The sequence below is a fragment of the Candidatus Tremblayella phenacoccinincola genome (assembly GCF_009805595.3).
GTDB lineage: Bacteria > Pseudomonadota > Gammaproteobacteria > Burkholderiales > Burkholderiaceae > Tremblaya > Tremblaya phenacola_D.
The window spans coordinates 27,056-42,593 of the sequence record NZ_VMQO03000002.1; the positions used below are offsets into that span (position 1 = coordinate 27,056).

A 15,538-nucleotide genomic window follows, 5' to 3' on the forward strand; every position below is an offset into this window, starting at 1 on the left:
AATTAATCATATAAGAATTCCCCCAATAAACCAATAAGTATTAAGCTATAGTATCCCCGATATCAAATATTTTCTTATTTGTATTTTTAAAATCATTAGCTGATATTACAGGCCTACCTTCTAATTGTATTTTAGAAGCTGCTAATACACCAAACCCGGTAGTTAAATATATTCCTCTTTTATTAACAGCTAAAACTAGACCAGGCCTAAGCATTTTATTCTTATATTCAACATATGCTTCTAATATCTTTATTCTTATCTTCCTAATAAATAGAAAGCTACCAGGCCAATATATAAAGGCTCGAATATGTTTTTCTAAAATAAAAGCAGGTAAACACCAATTTAATAAACCTTCTCTTATATATGCTTTATTAGCATAGACAGCAACCTTTTCAGTTTGATAAATATATGATATATTGCCACTAAATAACTTTAGCAAAAAGCCTCTTAATAGGCCTATACTTATTAAAACTAACTTTCTACTTAAAGTAATATGATCATCATTATAACTTATTATACATGGTTTTTTAAGCAATGTTGGACCAGTGTCTATTCCATTATCCATTTGAATAATAGTAACACCTGTTTTATTATCTCCTGAATATATAGCTCTTTGAATAGACGCAGAGCCTCTCCATCTAGACAAAAGAGATAAATGAATATTAATACAACCAAACCTTGGTAATCTTAATATTCTATTTGGCAAAGCTAACCCATATGAAACAACTATTATAACATCAGCTTTTATAGCTTTAATAATTCTAAATAGCTCTTCATTAAAACCTAAAGCCTGAAAAGAGTCTATATTATTTTCTAATGCTATTTTTAATACTGGCCTTTCATATAGGTTGTTATTTGAAAAGCTAGGCTTAGTTAAGATACTTATTACATTGCACTTTAAATCTAATAGGCTTTTCAAATGCATCGCAGATAACTCTGAGCTGCCAGCAAATACAATACGATAAATCCTAAATAATTCTTTAGTTATCATCTATCTATGATTAGGTTCCCAAATAAATGTTCTATTTCATGTTGAATACATATAGATAAAATACCATTAGTTCTTATTCTATATGTATAACCTTTTTCATCAAAAGCGCTAATATAGATACTTTTATATCTAACTACAAGAGCTACAAAGTTAGGAATAGATAAACAGCTTTCTTCAGAATAAGTCTTCCCACTACCTTCCAATATTTCAGGGTTAACTAAAACAAGCTTACTATTTTTATTAGGTTTAGCTTCTATATTAGGTTTAGAAATATCAATAACAATAATTTGTTTATGTATATCAACCTGAGTAGCGGCAAGGCCAATGGCATTATTAAAATACATAGTTTCAAACATATCATTTAATATTTTAAGGATATTATTATCGAACTTAACAACAGGCTCAGCAGTTTTCCTTAGCTTTTCATCTGGGTATTTCAATATGTTTAATAATGCCATAATATAACATTCCCCCCATAGACTTCGCAATAGGCAAGACTATTAGATAATGCCCAAAGTGGGATTCGAACCCACACAGCGGAAGCCGAGGGATTTTAAGTCCCTTGTGTCTACCCATTCCACCATTCGGGCTAAGTCATAAGGCGTGTCCCGGATTTGAACCGAGATTGCTGGGTTTGCAGCCCAATACATAACCATTCTGTCAACACGCCAGGCTTATTAATTTAAAAGCTATCAGTTAAATATTAAGGGAAAGGTTTGGTTTCATTCTACTGTATTCCCCCCACTTCTCCTTCTCAACCACATAGTACTACGCTACCACATAGCATCATCTTCACCTCCCACCCCATATTAACTACAATATAATATAACAATATAATACCTAATAATATACAACAAGAAGTTGGAGCTTATATATGTTAAATAGAAACAGCTTTGACGTTATTATTATTGGTGGGGGTCATGCTGGAATAGAAGCTGCTGTAGCTTCATCTAAAATGGGATGTAAATCACTTTTATTAACACAAGATATTCTAACTATAGGTAAAATGTCTTGCAATCCAGCTATTGGGGGAATAGGTAAGGGTCATTTAGTTAAAGAAGTTGCTGCATTGGGTGGAGTAATGGCAAAAGCTATTGATAATTCTGGGATTCAGTTTAAAACATTAAATTCTAGCAAAGGGCCTGCTGTACATTCTACAAGAGCTCAAGCTGATAAGTCTCTATATAATAAAGAAGCTTATAGTATCTTAAAAACCCAAAAAGGCCTTACAATCCTATCTCAAGAAGTAAAAGAATTAGTTTTAAAAAGCTATAATATAGTCGGAGTCATAACGACTAAAGAATTATTGTTTAATGCAGAAGCAATTATATTAACAACTGGTACTTTCTTGAATGGTAAAATATCTATTGGGAAAAGCTTTTTTAGTGGTGGAAGAGTTGGTGATAATTCATCTAAACTATTACCAAAGTTTCTATATAGGTTACCACTAAATATAAAAAGGTTAAAAACTGGGACTCCACCTCGTTTAAATATTAATAGCATTAACTTTAAGATATTAGAAGCTCAATACAGTGACTACCCACTTCCATATTTTTCTTTTTATAAAGGAAAAGCTAAAAGCATCAGACAGGTTCCTTGTTATATAACAAAGACTAATAAGATAACACATGAAATCATTTCTAGTAATATTGAAGATAGTCCAATGTATAATGGTAATATAAAAAGCATCGGACCTCGTTATTGTCCTTCTATAGAAGATAAAGTTGTAAAGTTTTATAATAAGCCTTCACACCAAATATATCTAGAACCAGAAGGTCTAAATAGTAACAAAATATATCCAAATGGGTTATCTACTTGTTTACCATACAATATACAAAAATATATAGTAAGATCAATAAAAGGATTAGAAAAAGCGCATATTATTTCACCTGGCTACGCAATTGAATATGATTTTATTAATCCTATAGATCTTAAACTAAGCTTAGAAAGTAAACTAATTAAAGGCTTATTTCTTGCTGGTCAAGTTAATGGTAGCACGGGTTACGAAGAAGCAGCAGGTCAAGGAATTATAGCAGGAATAAATGCTGCCAGAATGTGCTTTAATAAAGAAGCTTGGACACCTCGACGAGATCAAGCTTATTTAGGAGTATTATTAGATGACTTATGCACACAGGGAGTTGAAGAACCATATAGAATATTTACTTCAAGGGCAGAATATAGACTAATATTACGAGAAGATAATGCAGACCTCAGGCTAACTGAAATAGGTCGGAAGCTAGGATTAATTAGTGAGTCACATTGGAAAAGCTTTTGCGCAAAGGTTAATAATATAGAAGCTATACACCAAAAGCTAAAAGAAGCTTTCATCTATCCAAATACAAAAGCTAGTAACTATATAAATAAGCTTTTAGTAAACCCATTATTAAAAGAAACAAACTGTAAATGCTTACTAAAAAGACCAGCTATAAACTATAATATATTATTAACTTCAAAAGGGTTTCCATATTTTGATGCAAAAGCTTTTAAAGAAGCTGAAATACAAATCAAATACTCTGGCTATATTGTACGTCAATATGAAGATGTTAAACGTAACATAAGTAATGAACTAATAAAAGTACCTTATAATATTGAATATAATAATATCTCTGGTTTATCTAATGAAGTTACTGAAAAGCTAAAAAAGCATCACCCATCAACTATTGGCCAAGCTTCAAGAATAGCTGGCATTACACCTGTTGCCATTTCTATGCTTTTAATTTGGTTAAGGAAGAGCAATATGTTAAAACTACACTAATAATTAGAATTCATGAAGCATGTTGTTAAAGGCTGTCTAAGGTTCTTTTATGTTATAATGCTGCTTTTATAAGACCTATATAATAATACATATGAAACACCTAATTAAGACAAATAAAAGCATTGATTACTACACATTAAAAACAAATAAATTGGGTCTTCGTTCACGTGCTTGGTTTAAAATAGATGAAATACAAAAAGCTGTTAACTTATTAAAGCCAGGAATGTCAGTAGTTGAGCTTGGTTCAAACCCGGGTGGGTGGTCAGAATACGTCTTAGATAAAATAGGAAAACAAGGTTCAATCATAGCCTGTGATATTCTACCTATGAATAAACTAAAAGGAACATATTTTATACAAGGTAACTGCTTTGCTAAAAATACTCTAGAAATGCTATACCTAAAAACAAAAGGTTCCAAAGTTAATGTTATATTATCAGATATGGCTCCAGCTATTACGGGCATCTCTTCTATTGATATTCCTAACTCTATAGAACTTATAAAGCTATCTCTAAAAATATGTTTAGCTATTCTAAAACCAGGAGGTAGTCTTCTAGTAAAAGCTTTTCAAGGAGAAAGGTTTGCTAGTCTATATAATAAGCTAAGAACTATATTTAATAAGGTTAAGCTATGTAAACCAAAGGCTTCTCATTATTATTCAAGAGAGGTTTATGTTGTAGCTAAAGGACTAGCTGTATAGGTTTATAGATACATTCTTTATTGTACTAAGGAACTGTTGTTAGAGACTCTAGAGGGAGAAGTACTTCTAGCATATACCGAGGTGGCGGAATAGGTAGTCGCGTTACTTTGAGGTGGTAATGCTTTATAAGCATACGGGTTCAAGCCCCGTCCTCGGTATTATATAATAAACATAATACACATCTAAAGCGGAGTGGAGCAGTTTTGGTAGCTCATCGGGCTCATAACCCGAAGGTCGTTGGTTCAACTCCAACCTCCGCAACTACAGCTAACTTCCCTTCCTAGCTAGGAGCTCTTGGTTTATTAGGAGAAGGTAGGAGAGGAGAGAGTTAACAGCTATAGCTATTAAAGAGCTTCTCTCTCCCCTCTCTTATATATACTTCTACTTCTAACTAACCTTCTCCTCTTCTCTCCTTTCCCTTTCCTTATTCTTATCCACCTTTCTCCTCTCCTTTCTCCCCCCAGGCTTCCCCCTCAACACATCCAAACATTCCTCTCCTTTCATACCGCTAACTATAGTTCCAATAGCTACAGCAGCTATAATAGATTCTAGAGACAGTATGTATGGTAGTTTAACACATATTAGGTTTATAGTTCTAGAAGGCTAGGTATTTAGAACGCAATAAGCCTTTTGTCTTTATTACTGAACATATAGAAAGTAACCAACCTTTTGTTTCTATTGGATCTGTATCTTTTGAGGCTATATAGCTATGGTTTAAGGACATATTAGCTTTAGGTTTATTTAGCATATAATATAATAACTATTAACTAAACTGCACTAAGGATATTATATTGTTAAACCCAACAAAACATAGCTTTAAATATGGTAAACATACTGTAACTATCGAAACCGGTGTAATAGCTAGACAGGCAGATACTTCAGCATTAGTTAATATGAACGAAACAATCGTTTTAGTAACTGCTGTATATTCTAAACAAATAAAGCAACCTCAGGCTCTCTTTCCTTTAACTGTGAACTATCAAGAGCGAACATATGCAGCTGGTCGTATTCCAAGTGGTTTTTATAGAAGAGAAGGACGTCCTAGTGAATCTGAAATACTAATATCTCGCTTAATAGATAGACCTATTCGTCCTTTATTTCCAGATAGCTTCCTAAATGAAGTTCAAATATTTGCTACAGTATTATCTTTAAACCCTCAAGTTACTACTGATATAGTATCTTTAATAGGTGTGTCAGTAGTTCTTAGCTTATCAGAACTTCCATTTAATGGACCATTTGGAGTTGCAAGAGTTTGCTATGTTAATGACAAATATCTATTAAGTTCTGATATTACTGGCCAAACAGCAAGCAGCTTAGACTTAATAGTTGTTGGTAGTTCTAATTCAATACTTATGGTCGAATCTCAAACAAAGCTTTTAAATGAACAACAAGTACTAGAGGCTATTCTATTTGGTTACAAAGAACAGCAAAAAGTAGTTAATAATATTAACGAACTAACTAAAAGACCATGTAATAAAAGCTGTATTCATAAAAACTATAGTTCTAATATAGAATACATATTCCTAAAAGCTAAAGTAACAAAACTAGCAGAACCTCGCATATTTGAAGCTTATCAAAATACAAACAAGAAGGAACGCTTTTCTTCAATAGAACTAATTAAGCTTGATATCTTAAATAGTATAACTGACTCTAGAATACCTAGTATAATTCTTAGCTTAGAAAGGAATATTATGAGTAGCTATCTCTTAAAAAAAGGAATACGTATTGACGGTCGTAATAAAAAAGCTATTCGTAATTTAAACATTCGTATTGGCTTTTTACCTAGGACGCATGGATCTGCTTTATTTACTAGAGGAGAGACTCAAGCTTTAGTTACCGTTACTTTAGGGAATCAACGAAATGCTCAAAATGTAGACGAACTAAAAGGCGAACGCATAGATCGATTTCTTTTTCATTATAACTTTCCTCCGTTTTGTGTTGGAGAAGTTGGCATAATTGGTAGTCCAAAACGACGTGAGGTTGGTCATGGTTGGTTGGCAAAAAGGAGCTTACTACCTATTATACCTGAAGACAACATATTTCCATATACAGTTAGAATTGTATCAGAAATAACTGAGTCTAATGGGTCTTCTTCTATGGCTTCAGTATGCGGAGCATCCTTAGCTTTAATGGACGCAGGGGTTCCTATATGTTTTCCAATAGCTGGTATTTCTATAGGTCTAATAAAAGAAACCAATAACTATTTATTACTCTCCGATATTATAGGTGATGAAGACCATTTAGGAGATATGGACTTAAAAGCTTCAGGTACAAAGGCTGGTATGACTGCTATTCAAATGGATATAAAAATACAAGAGCCTGTATATAAAACCATTATAGACCTAGCCTTAAAACAAGCTAGATCTTCTATATATTTTATATTAGACATAATGAACAAATCTATTAGCTCTTCTAGAAAAACTATAGGTAAATATGCTCCAAAGTTATACACAATCAATATAAGTCCTGATAAAATTAAAAGTGTTGTTGGAAAAGGAGGTTCAATAATAAAGTCTTTAATAGAAGAAACTAATACTAATATAGATATTTCAGATGCTGGCATGATTACTATATACTCTTCTAATGATAATATGGCGAACATTGCCTTAAATAAAATAAAAGAAATTACTTCTGATATCAAAATAGGAAACACCTACTCAAGTAAAGTTATTCGTATTGTCGAGTTCGGAGTTTATGTTATATATTGTGGTTATAAAGAAGGTTTAGTTCATATTTCACATATAGCTAATAGATATATATCTAAGGTTTCTGATCATTTAACCATAGGCCAAGAAGTACTAGTTAAAGTTCTAGACATAGATCGTTTTGGCAAAGTAAAGCTAAGCATAAAAGAAGCAAGTAACCCTGCAATAAGTAACATTTCTAATAAGCTTAAGCCTAAATGACGTTACAATAGGGGTTTCCTCAGAGTCTACCGAAGTGGCGAAATGGGTAAACGCAGTTAACTCAAAGCTAACCACCTTGTAGGTTTATCGGTTCAAATCCGATCTTCGGTAGTTCTTAACATACACCCCCTATTGAATATACAATTGCTGTTAAATATAAAGACATTATAGAGAATACAAAAGCGAATAAACTCTCCTATGAAATATAACATACTTCCTAAAAGCTACAATAAAGTTCATATCATTGGTGGAAAGCTTAAAAAAGCTAAACTAAATATAAGCAATGACTACAACTTAAGACCTACTTCTAATAGAGTTAGAAAAGCTATTTTTAGTTGGTTAGATCCCTTAGCAAAAGGTTATTATTGTTTAGACTGCTTTGCTGGAAGTGGTGTTTTAGGAATAGAAGCTATCTCAAGATATTCGTTAAATGTTACATTCTTGGAAATAAACAATAACTTCTTCAATAGTTTGATAAAAAACATAAATAGGCTAAAGCTAAATAATATAAGCTTAGTTAATATAAATGCTTTAGAATGGTTAAATAATATTAACAAACCTAAACCTTTTGATCTAGTTTTCATTGATCCTCCATTTTTCAGAGGAATGATAGCTAAAACCATAAACCTACTAGAAAGCCTTAATTACTTATCTCATAAGTCTATAATATACATAGAGTCTGAAATAGGTCAATCAAACTATAAAGTTCCCAAAAGCTGGTTAATATACAAAGCTAAAGACTCAAATAATCTATCATATAAACTGTATATAAGAAGCTAAGGCTCCCGCATTCTGCTAGATTAGTGACTACATTAAACAGCTAGTCTTATTCAATATTATATTATAGGGTTTTTTATTAACGTTAATTATCTTATTAAGCACCTTAAGATACAGCTTATTTCTTTCTTTTATTACAGAATCTAATATCTTATATAGGCTTATCCTAATAACTAATGTTAAAGGTCTTTGTTTAGCTACTACCCTTTTAGATTGTTCTTTAATACCTATCTTAACCCATAAGACAATATTAGAATCTAATAGGCTCTTACATATATCTATATGGACAACAGATCCACCTCCAGTAGCTAATATAATGTTAGTTTTTATTAGCATAGTTCCAATTAGGCTTTCTTCTTTTATTCTAAATGATAGTTCTCCCTCTAAATAATAAGTTAAGTCAATAGATGCTTTATATTTAGCTTCTACTTTTATATCTGAATCAATATAAAACAGGTTTAGATGTCTAGCTAAGAAGTTACCTATCGTAGTTTTTCCAGAACCCATTAAACCTACTAAAGCTATGCTTATTATTTCTTTCATTTAGCTATATAGTGTTTATCTAATAAAGAAGTCTAAAAGAGCTAAAGAAGCTAGTATTTAGGAACATTCTAGGTTTAACTACTAGCTACTCTACTTTTAAATGCTTTAGGTTTAGGTGAAGAGGAGAGGGAGAGTTAGGGCCCTTTGTTCTTTGAGGTTAAAATATAACTAATACAATATTCCTTCCTATAGATATCAAATACGTATTTTGGAGAAACTTGCTCAGATGATAGCTTTTCACCTTTGATAGCTTTATGAATACCTATTGGTAACATACTTTTAGCTGTTAATAATATGGGCTTTTTTATAGTTATAGTTCTTAGTTCAAGGTTATCATCCAAATAAAACAATAAGTCAATATTACTAACTATTACATATTCTTTATATTGTTCTAGTTCTATAGATAGTTTCTTAAAGATGAGTCTAAGTCTATTTGGGTTAGTTCTTCTAAACCAGGTTATTAAACCAATATTGGGTTTATGGTAGTTTGTTAGATATGCTTCTTCATTAGCTTTTATAACTAATAGTATTTTGGGTTTAACAGAGAACCAGGGTTGAACAACAGCTTCTAATGTAGATATGTTAACTAAGGGTAGGTTTGTATAGATAGATAAGCCTTGAGATAAAGATATTCCTATCCGTATGCCAGTGTAGCTACCATAATTATTACTAAAAGAAAGGTATTTAATATCAGTTAATGAAAGGCCTACTTCTAACAAAGCGCTATCTATAATAGGTATAGCTAAATGAGGTTGTTTATATGGGGCTTTTGATAGGTATTCACTAATTATAACATTATTAATGGATAATGCGACAGAACAGAATATATTAGTTGTGTTAATAGCTAATAGACGTATATGCAAGGGAGAAGAACCGTAAATACAGTTAAGTTAGTAGTTGGTTCTTGGTTCTGCTAATACTTTAGTATATGGTTTAGGTTAGACATAAGCTTTCCCCCCAGTTAAGACCAACACATCATAACACAGATTCAAAGAGCTATCCTCTCCTTCCCCCATATATACCTACCGCATCTGTCTCATACTCTGGTTTTAATCCTTCAACAGCTTATTGATTAACCGGACAACCAGTAGGTCTTTCCCCCTTTCTAGTTCATATTATTAACACTTCCTCCTTCTCCTTAAACACTAACTAACCCCCTCCCCCCCCCTTCCTTCCTTTCCTTTAGTCTCAACCACCCTCCTGAAATACTTCTTTGCTGATGATGCTTTCTTTCTTTTCCGTTCAGAGGTTGGCTTTTCATAAAATAACCTAGAACGCACTTCACTTAGTAAACCGCTACGCTCAACCATCCTCTTGAACCGACGTATGGCTATTTCAAATGGTTCGGCTTCTTTAATAAAAACAATACACATAAATTCTCCTATACTATACGGGGGTTCATGTTGATATCTTTATTTAAATACAGCTATTGGTAACAGGTAATTCTTGGTAAGATGAAGCTGTTGAACCGACAAATAAGACAAGAGAACCTCTCCTTCCTTCTCTTTAAGTTCTAACTAAGAACTCCCCCTCTCAACACTCTCTCCTCTCTCCCTTCCTTTTTCCTATCTCTATATATACCTCTCAAACGTACCTCCACATCATTCCTCCTCCTCCTCCCCCCCCCTACCCCCAAACGCTAGAAGACCCATAATATCTTATCCTCACTACCATTCAAGCCTTCAAGTAACAACCTAAACCTAGGAACAACTTAGGAACAACAAACCCCAACACTTCGACTTGTCAATAAAAGCTTTTCCAATGAAGAAGCGCTCATTGTTAATATTAATGCTTGTCCTAAGTCTTTAACTAAAACAATGTTGCAGGAACGCACCAAAGAGTTAGTATTCTTCTTATCAACACTAATAGTTTTTAGGTAAGTCTCTACTTTCAACCCACTAGGCACAGATATAGGCAAACGACAGATGGATAACAAACGTATCAACCTACGCTGAACACTTAAATCAATTAACCCTAATCTAAAAGAGATGTCAGAAGCAATCACCATTCCACAGCTAACTGCCTCTCCATGTAACCACTTTTGATACGAAAGGTAAGATTCTATTGCATGTCCAAAAGTATGTCCAAAGTTTAAAACAGAACGCACACCAGCTTCTCGAGAATCTGTTGCTGTTACGTTTAACTTAAGCAAGCAAGCATGTTTAATCATGCTTATTACAACACTCAGTTTACGCTTCAATATCTTAAACATCATTTTCTCAAGCCATTTAAAAAAGTCCCCATCAAGCGCAACACTTATCTTAATAATCTCTGACAAGCCTGAGTGCCATTCTCGTTGAGATAAAGAGCTTAGGTTCGAAATATCTAATATTACTCTGTCTGGCAAATGTATTGTCCCAACAAGGTTCTTTCCAAGTGCGGTGTTCAGTCCATTCTTTCCTCCAAAAGCTGAGTCTACTTGAGCTAAAAGAGTTGTTGGGATGTGTATTAATTTAACACTTCGCATATAGCAGGATGCAATAAACCCCGAAATGTCACCAACCACTCCACCTCCAAAAGAAGCAACCTTCGAGTCTCTGCTTAGTTCCTCATACAAAAGAACTTTGAGTATACCGATGAAAAACCTTAACCGCTTATAACGTTCTCCAATTCCAATAATGACCTTTGTTACTTTAAGACTATTCTTATTTCTTTTGAAGCTTCGTAATCGCTTGAGCCTACATAAACTAGCAACTGAACTATTAGTGATTAGCACCAAGCTCTTGATGTTTTCATACGCTATAAAATCCCAATGCTTCTGAGACTGCATGCCTACATATCGAATGTTTCTTTTAGAAAAGCTCATAACAGGCTTTAGGTTGGTTTGTTATTGAAAGAAGAATGTTAAGTGAGAACTTCTCACTAAATAATATGTACACAAGAATGGGTTTCGGAATGTTGAGTTATTTAATGAGGTTTGGTGTGGTGTACTGGCATCTAGGCAGTTATCATATTAGCTCCACCATACTAACAACTGCTTTATCACCTTTGCGTATGTGTGATTTAATAATGTGGCAGTAACCTCCCTTTGTTTGAAGATACCTGGGTCCTAGAATGTTAAAGACTTTCCTAACGCATCTTTCATTATTTAATTGTTCCATCACTGACCTAATGTTAGCTACTGTTTTCTTTTTGCCTTGAGTAATTATTGGTTCAATGATTTTCCTAAGGCTTTTTGCTTTTACAAAACAAGTGCATATACGTTCCCTTGTTATAAGCGAATGTGCTAAGCTTTTAAACATCGATTGCCTATGGCTGCTCTTTCTATTCAGTTTTTTTAAGGATAGGTTGTGTTTCATCTTAGACAGAAAGTAATGAGAACTGAGACTTTAGGATATGTATCGACTGTCTTAGTGCTTCTATCGGAGTAACTGAACCATTTGTTTCAATGTTTAGAATTAGTCTCTCAGAGTTATAGTTAATGAGGCTGACAGAATAGCTAACGTTTTTAACTGGAGAATAAAAAGCATCCATAATTAGTTTACCATTATTCCAACATAACCCATTGCTTTTAGGAACATAGCCCCAGCCTTTCTGTATTTTAAGATATGCACTCAACCTTCCTGAGTCCAAATGGCATATTATATGGTTGGGGTTAACTATCTGACATCTGTAGTCCGTTTGAATATCTCTAGCATATACTGTTCCTGGATTTGTTTTACGTAGAGTGAGAGTTAGTGAAGCAATATGTACGTCCAACTTAAAAACAACATTCCTTATATTTAATGCTAACTGCAAAGAATCCTCTGCTATACCGGTAACTGAAGAGAATTCATTTGAAGAACCAACTATCTCAACTTCTGTAACAGCAGTCCCACATATTGAAGACAGCAAAGTACGTCTGAATGCGCAACCTAGAGTATCACCATAGCCTCTATCAAGAGCTTCTATTGAGAACTGAGACACATTACAGCCTCGTGCAACAATGGATCTTATTTGAGGTATCAGCATTCTAGCACCCATATAGTTCAATGATTAGTCTTTCGTTTAGCTCTATTGGAATCTCTTTGCGTGTTGGCTTTTGTTTAAATGTTCCTTCCATTTTAAAATGATCTACATTCAACCAACATGGAACTTTCTGATGTATCCTGATGGCATTTGTTATTCTGAGTTGGGTTTTTGACTTATCGTGGATTTTAATTGAATCTGCTGGCTTAACTAAAAATGAAGGAATGTTCACTACTCTGTTGTTTACCAAGATGGACCTATGTGCTATTAGTTGACGTGCTTCAGCTCTTGTTACACTAAAACCCATTCTGTACACAATATTGTCTAACCTAGCTTCTAAAGTCTGTAGTAGAAGGGTTCCTATTTCAGAATTAGCTTTATAAACACTTCGTAGATAAATTAGGAACTGCCTTTCTGTAATTCCATAGATTCGTTTAGCTTTTTGCTTTTCACGGAGTTGAATTCCATAGTTGGATACCTTCAGTACATGCTTACTCTGTTGTCCTGGTTTAGTTCTAGACTTACACTTCTCCTCAAACGAACGAATACCACTTTTTAGGAAGAGGTCACAGCCTTCTCTTCTGGAAAGCTTTTGTTTAGGTCCTATATATTTAGACATTGGTATCTTCCTCCTTTTTAGGTTGTATATTAAACTCTTCTACGCTTTGAGGAACGGCAACCATTATGAGGTATGGACGTGATATCTTCTAAAGAGACTATCTTGATGCCTGAGCTGTATAATGCTCTAATGGCAGACTCTCTTCCAGTGCCTGGTCCGTTTACTTTTACTTTTAACGTTTTCATTCCATATCCTACAGCTATTTTACCTACGGTTTCAGCAGTTACCTGTGCGGAAAACGGAGTTGACTTTTTGGATCCCTTAAAGCCATGTTTACCTGAAGCTGACCAAAACAGAACATCTCCATCTTTTGAAGTAATGGTTATGATAGTGTTGTTAAAGGTAGCATGGATATACGCAATACCATCCAGGTTCTTACTGTTAGTGGAACTTAGCTGTTTATCTTTTGTTTTGTACATTGGCTGTAAATTCCTTAGTTGTTGGATGTTTTGCTTTTCTTTCTAGTCTTGGCATTTGTTCTCGTTCTTTGTCCTCTAGTTGGGAGCTTCTTCCTATGACGTATGCCTCTGTAGCAGCTAATGTTAACTAGCCGCTTAATGTTTAAAGATACCAAACGTTTAAGATCACCTTCTACTAAAAGTTTGTTCACTGCTTCTTTTAGATCCACCAGCTTACTTTCGCTTAAGCTAGATATTTTGCAGTTAGGATCAATGCCAGTGACAGAACAGACTCTTCTCGATAAGCTTCTTCCAATACCATATATATATGTTAGGCCAACCTCTACAGATTTGTTACTTGGTATGTTAACTCCAATAAGCCTAGCCACTTATCCCTGCCTCTGTTTATGCTTTGGGTTAGAACTACATAAAACCCTAACAACACCTTTTCTCCTTACCACTCTACACAGCTTACATATTACTTTAACTGATGCTGACACTTTCATGGTTAGGTTTAGTTCTGAATATTATTCTAGCTCTCAAAGGGTCATACGGACTAACCTCAACAGTCACCATATCTCCAGGTAAGATCTTAATAAAATGTATCCTCATCTTTCCAGAAACGTAAGCTAAAACCACATGACTATTCTCCAACCTAACTCTGAAGTTGGTGTTTGAAAGGTTTTCGATCACTTCTCCGTGCATCTGAACATGTTTGGTTTTTGGCATACACTCCTCATATATTAACAGGTTTTAAAGAACTTGTTGAAACGTATGAAGTTAGCATAGAACTTCAATTGTTCTGTTAGAACCAAAGTTGTAGTTATTAGGGAAATAGACGTGAACTCATTTAGTACAAGGACCTGCTTAGTAAATAAAGATAATAGTCTAATAACAGCACAACCTAAAACTATACACAGAGACTTAGTAATGATTAATTCCCTAAATAAATAGTTTAAGCGTTCCTTAGTATTTAACCCAGGTCTAAGACTATCAATAAACGTTGCACTTCTTTTCATGTATCTTGAAACATTGTTAGCCTTCACATCCCATCTTGTGAATATAACGCAAAAGTAGAACATTAAACTAACATGGAACAAGACCTCACAGACTGCCTCAATGGCTTTAATAAGTTCCTGAATGCACAACCATTTATAAAGCGGAACACAAGCTACACATATCTTCTCAAAGAAGTTAACCTGAAGTGTTGACGTAACACAGGCTAGTGTTAAAGGAAAAAGGATTACTGGAACCAAACTAACAGAAAAGCAAGAGGAGTATATTCTGTCAGTCTTTTGACACCAGAATGTTAGTCTTTGTGATGCAAGCTCTGTTAAAACGCTAAAGTAAAACAGCAGGCTAAGGTCAGTTAGTAACAAGAAGCTAGGGGTTGGGGTCTTATCAATGGTTGTTTTCAGTATAAGCAACAACCTAGGAACATATGTTAATAGCCTAAACAGAATAATTAAAGAAGCTCCACTACCAATGCCAGACATGCTTATATGCTCAGTCAACCACATTAGAACCATTGAACCAACCGTTAACAAACCCACTAAACCCACAATGCCCACATATGGGTATCCAAATAAGGGTGTGAAATAATGCATACTAACTGCAGACTCAATAGATGTGAAAAGTAGTGTTAGTAGCCTAGCTAGCAATATATAAACGCTAGTTAGTAAAGAGGTTTCAGGGTTTGGCTTTAACAAGAATGTTAAAAAGACTTTCATAAGCAACTGCAAAGTCATTAACGGTGTTAACCTGATTGAGCTGGAATGTGCTTCTTTTGAAGGATAGCTTAGGGGAATGGGTATGTACATAATTAAGCGGCATATGAAAAGCATAACGAATGTTTTAAGAAGACGTTTCATCGAGTAATTACTGTAGTTCATGGGTCAGACACA

Annotated in this window: 19 protein-coding genes and 5 tRNA genes; 7 read left to right on the forward strand and 17 right to left on the reverse strand. The window is 34.0% G+C overall.

Going from position 1 to position 15,538, the window contains the following annotated elements; translation table 11 throughout:
- Positions 1-40 precede the first annotated feature (40 nt).
- From FKM95_RS00585 to FKM95_RS00600, 4 genes are all read right to left on the reverse strand, one after another.
- The gene (locus FKM95_RS00585; protein WP_159128790.1) at positions 41-991 is read right to left on the reverse strand and encodes a methionyl-tRNA formyltransferase; all 951 of its coding nucleotides are present in this window, start codon (positions 989-991) and stop codon (positions 41-43) included.
- Entirely contained in the window at positions 988-1,449 is a 462-nt protein-coding gene (gene def / locus FKM95_RS00590; RefSeq protein WP_159128789.1) for a peptide deformylase, read from the reverse strand. Before def ends, FKM95_RS00585 begins: the two co-directional genes overlap by 4 nt.
- 50 nt (positions 1,450-1,499) lie before the next feature.
- Positions 1,500-1,581 (reverse strand) — tRNA-Leu (locus tag FKM95_RS00595).
- A 9-nt stretch (positions 1,582-1,590) separates the two neighbouring features.
- Positions 1,591-1,661 (reverse strand) — tRNA-Cys (locus FKM95_RS00600).
- Positions 1,662-1,865: 204 nt separating this feature from the next.
- On the opposite strand from FKM95_RS00600, the gene mnmG reads away from it, so the two are divergent.
- From mnmG to FKM95_RS00620, 4 genes are all read left to right on the forward strand, one after another.
- Positions 1,866-3,746, forward strand: a complete 1,881-nt coding sequence (gene mnmG, locus FKM95_RS00605; RefSeq protein WP_159128788.1) for a tRNA uridine-5-carboxymethylaminomethyl(34) synthesis enzyme MnmG — start codon at positions 1,866-1,868, stop codon at positions 3,744-3,746.
- Between the two features lie 91 nt (positions 3,747-3,837).
- Positions 3,838-4,443: an RlmE family RNA methyltransferase gene (locus FKM95_RS00610; protein WP_159128787.1), complete on the forward strand. Its 606-nt coding sequence runs from the start codon at positions 3,838-3,840 to the stop codon at positions 4,441-4,443.
- A 75-nt stretch (positions 4,444-4,518) separates the two neighbouring features.
- Positions 4,519-4,601, forward strand: a tRNA-Leu gene (locus FKM95_RS00615).
- A gap of 28 nt (positions 4,602-4,629) precedes the next feature.
- A tRNA-Met gene (locus FKM95_RS00620) sits at positions 4,630-4,704 on the forward strand.
- A gap of 334 nt (positions 4,705-5,038) precedes the next feature.
- Here the strand turns inward: FKM95_RS00620 and FKM95_RS00625 are convergent.
- Positions 5,039-5,191 carry a hypothetical protein gene (locus tag FKM95_RS00625; RefSeq protein WP_226338820.1) on the reverse strand — a complete coding sequence of 51 codons (153 nt, stop codon included), beginning with the start codon at positions 5,189-5,191 and terminating at the stop codon, positions 5,039-5,041.
- Positions 5,192-5,234: 43 nt separating this feature from the next.
- Between FKM95_RS00625 and pnp the strand changes: the two genes are divergently transcribed.
- The 3 genes from pnp to rsmD all read left to right on the forward strand — a co-directional run bounded on the left by pnp (position 5,235) and on the right by rsmD (position 8,129).
- The gene (pnp, locus tag FKM95_RS00630; RefSeq protein WP_159128781.1) at positions 5,235-7,349 is read left to right on the forward strand and encodes a polyribonucleotide nucleotidyltransferase; all 2,115 of its coding nucleotides are present in this window, start codon (positions 5,235-5,237) and stop codon (positions 7,347-7,349) included.
- 28 nt (positions 7,350-7,377) lie between these two features.
- A tRNA-Leu gene (locus FKM95_RS00635) sits at positions 7,378-7,460 on the forward strand.
- 87 nt (positions 7,461-7,547) lie between these two features.
- Positions 7,548-8,129 carry a 16S rRNA (guanine(966)-N(2))-methyltransferase RsmD gene (gene rsmD, locus FKM95_RS00640; RefSeq protein ID WP_159128780.1) on the forward strand — a complete coding sequence of 194 codons (582 nt, stop codon included), beginning with the start codon at positions 7,548-7,550 and terminating at the stop codon, positions 8,127-8,129.
- Positions 8,130-8,156: 27 nt separating this feature from the next.
- Here rsmD and FKM95_RS00645 read toward each other — a convergent pair whose 3' ends face one another.
- The 12 genes from FKM95_RS00645 to FKM95_RS00700 form a co-directional block, all read right to left on the reverse strand.
- Positions 8,157-8,669 carry a shikimate kinase gene (locus FKM95_RS00645; protein ID WP_159128779.1) on the reverse strand — a complete coding sequence of 171 codons (513 nt, stop codon included), beginning with the start codon at positions 8,667-8,669 and terminating at the stop codon, positions 8,157-8,159.
- A 134-nt stretch (positions 8,670-8,803) separates the two neighbouring features.
- Positions 8,804-9,532 carry a tRNA (adenosine(37)-N6)-threonylcarbamoyltransferase complex dimerization subunit type 1 TsaB gene (gene tsaB / locus FKM95_RS00650; RefSeq protein WP_159128778.1) on the reverse strand — a complete coding sequence of 243 codons (729 nt, stop codon included), beginning with the start codon at positions 9,530-9,532 and terminating at the stop codon, positions 8,804-8,806.
- A 282-nt stretch (positions 9,533-9,814) separates the two neighbouring features.
- Positions 9,815-10,042: a 30S ribosomal protein S21 gene (gene rpsU / locus FKM95_RS00655; protein WP_159128915.1), complete on the reverse strand. Its 228-nt coding sequence runs from the start codon at positions 10,040-10,042 to the stop codon at positions 9,815-9,817.
- A gap of 338 nt (positions 10,043-10,380) precedes the next feature.
- Positions 10,381-11,475: a 3-dehydroquinate synthase gene (gene aroB / locus FKM95_RS00660; protein WP_159128916.1), complete on the reverse strand. Its 1,095-nt coding sequence runs from the start codon at positions 11,473-11,475 to the stop codon at positions 10,381-10,383.
- Between the two features lie 142 nt (positions 11,476-11,617).
- On the reverse strand, positions 11,618-11,968 hold the full coding sequence (rplQ, locus tag FKM95_RS00665; RefSeq protein WP_159128917.1) for a 50S ribosomal protein L17: 351 nt from the start codon (positions 11,966-11,968) through the stop codon (positions 11,618-11,620).
- A gap of 1 nt (position 11,969) precedes the next feature.
- Entirely contained in the window at positions 11,970-12,632 is a 663-nt protein-coding gene (locus FKM95_RS00670) for a DNA-directed RNA polymerase subunit alpha (protein WP_159128918.1), read from the reverse strand.
- The gene (rpsD, locus tag FKM95_RS00675) at positions 12,622-13,236 is read right to left on the reverse strand and encodes a 30S ribosomal protein S4 (protein ID WP_159128919.1); all 615 of its coding nucleotides are present in this window, start codon (positions 13,234-13,236) and stop codon (positions 12,622-12,624) included. The genes FKM95_RS00670 and rpsD overlap by 11 nt, the downstream gene beginning before the upstream one ends.
- Before the next feature lie 29 nt (positions 13,237-13,265).
- Positions 13,266-13,655, reverse strand: coding sequence for a 30S ribosomal protein S11 (gene rpsK, locus FKM95_RS00680; protein WP_159128920.1), 390 nt, complete (start codon positions 13,653-13,655; stop codon positions 13,266-13,268).
- A gap of 14 nt (positions 13,656-13,669) precedes the next feature.
- Positions 13,670-14,023 carry a 30S ribosomal protein S13 gene (gene rpsM / locus FKM95_RS00685; protein ID WP_159128921.1) on the reverse strand — a complete coding sequence of 118 codons (354 nt, stop codon included), beginning with the start codon at positions 14,021-14,023 and terminating at the stop codon, positions 13,670-13,672.
- A complete protein-coding gene (gene rpmJ / locus FKM95_RS00690; protein ID WP_159128922.1) occupies positions 14,024-14,140 on the reverse strand; it encodes a 50S ribosomal protein L36 in 117 nt (38 codons plus the stop codon). It abuts the gene before it with no gap.
- Complete coding sequence (infA, locus tag FKM95_RS00695; protein ID WP_159128923.1) at positions 14,118-14,363, reverse strand: translation initiation factor IF-1; 246 nt, start codon at positions 14,361-14,363, stop codon at positions 14,118-14,120. The genes rpmJ and infA overlap by 23 nt, the downstream gene beginning before the upstream one ends.
- A gap of 14 nt (positions 14,364-14,377) precedes the next feature.
- Positions 14,378-15,454, reverse strand: a complete 1,077-nt coding sequence (locus FKM95_RS00700) for a hypothetical protein (RefSeq protein WP_159128924.1) — start codon at positions 15,452-15,454, stop codon at positions 14,378-14,380.
- Positions 15,455-15,538 lie beyond the last annotated feature (84 nt).

Bases quoted from the DNA above. Each gene is read 5' to 3' on its own strand.
- FKM95_RS00585 (WP_159128790.1), bottom strand. From the start codon at position 991: ATGATAACTAAAGAATTATTTAGGATTTATCGTATTGTATTTGCTGGC.
- def (WP_159128789.1), bottom strand. From the start codon at position 1,449: ATGGCATTATTAAACATATTGAAATACCCAGATGAAAAGCTAAGGAAA.
- mnmG (WP_159128788.1), top strand. From the start codon at position 1,866: ATGTTAAATAGAAACAGCTTTGACGTTATTATTATTGGTGGGGGTCAT.
- FKM95_RS00610 (WP_159128787.1), top strand. From the start codon at position 3,838: ATGAAACACCTAATTAAGACAAATAAAAGCATTGATTACTACACATTA.
- FKM95_RS00625 (WP_226338820.1), bottom strand. From the start codon at position 5,191: ATGCTAAATAAACCTAAAGCTAATATGTCCTTAAACCATAGCTATATA.
- rsmD (WP_159128780.1), top strand. From the start codon at position 7,548: ATGAAATATAACATACTTCCTAAAAGCTACAATAAAGTTCATATCATT.
- FKM95_RS00645 (WP_159128779.1), bottom strand. From the start codon at position 8,669: ATGAAAGAAATAATAAGCATAGCTTTAGTAGGTTTAATGGGTTCTGGA.
- rpsU (WP_159128915.1), bottom strand. From the start codon at position 10,042: ATGTGTATTGTTTTTATTAAAGAAGCCGAACCATTTGAAATAGCCATA.
- aroB (WP_159128916.1), bottom strand. From the start codon at position 11,475: ATGAGCTTTTCTAAAAGAAACATTCGATATGTAGGCATGCAGTCTCAG.
- rplQ (WP_159128917.1), bottom strand. From the start codon at position 11,968: ATGAAACACAACCTATCCTTAAAAAAACTGAATAGAAAGAGCAGCCAT.
- FKM95_RS00670 (WP_159128918.1), bottom strand. From the start codon at position 12,632: ATGGGTGCTAGAATGCTGATACCTCAAATAAGATCCATTGTTGCACGA.
- rpsD (WP_159128919.1), bottom strand. From the start codon at position 13,236: ATGTCTAAATATATAGGACCTAAACAAAAGCTTTCCAGAAGAGAAGGC.
- rpsK (WP_159128920.1), bottom strand. From the start codon at position 13,655: ATGTACAAAACAAAAGATAAACAGCTAAGTTCCACTAACAGTAAGAAC.
- rpmJ (WP_159128922.1), bottom strand. From the start codon at position 14,140: ATGAAAGTGTCAGCATCAGTTAAAGTAATATGTAAGCTGTGTAGAGTG.
- infA (WP_159128923.1), bottom strand. From the start codon at position 14,363: ATGCCAAAAACCAAACATGTTCAGATGCACGGAGAAGTGATCGAAAAC.
- FKM95_RS00700 (WP_159128924.1), bottom strand. From the start codon at position 15,454: ATGTACATACCCATTCCCCTAAGCTATCCTTCAAAAGAAGCACATTCC.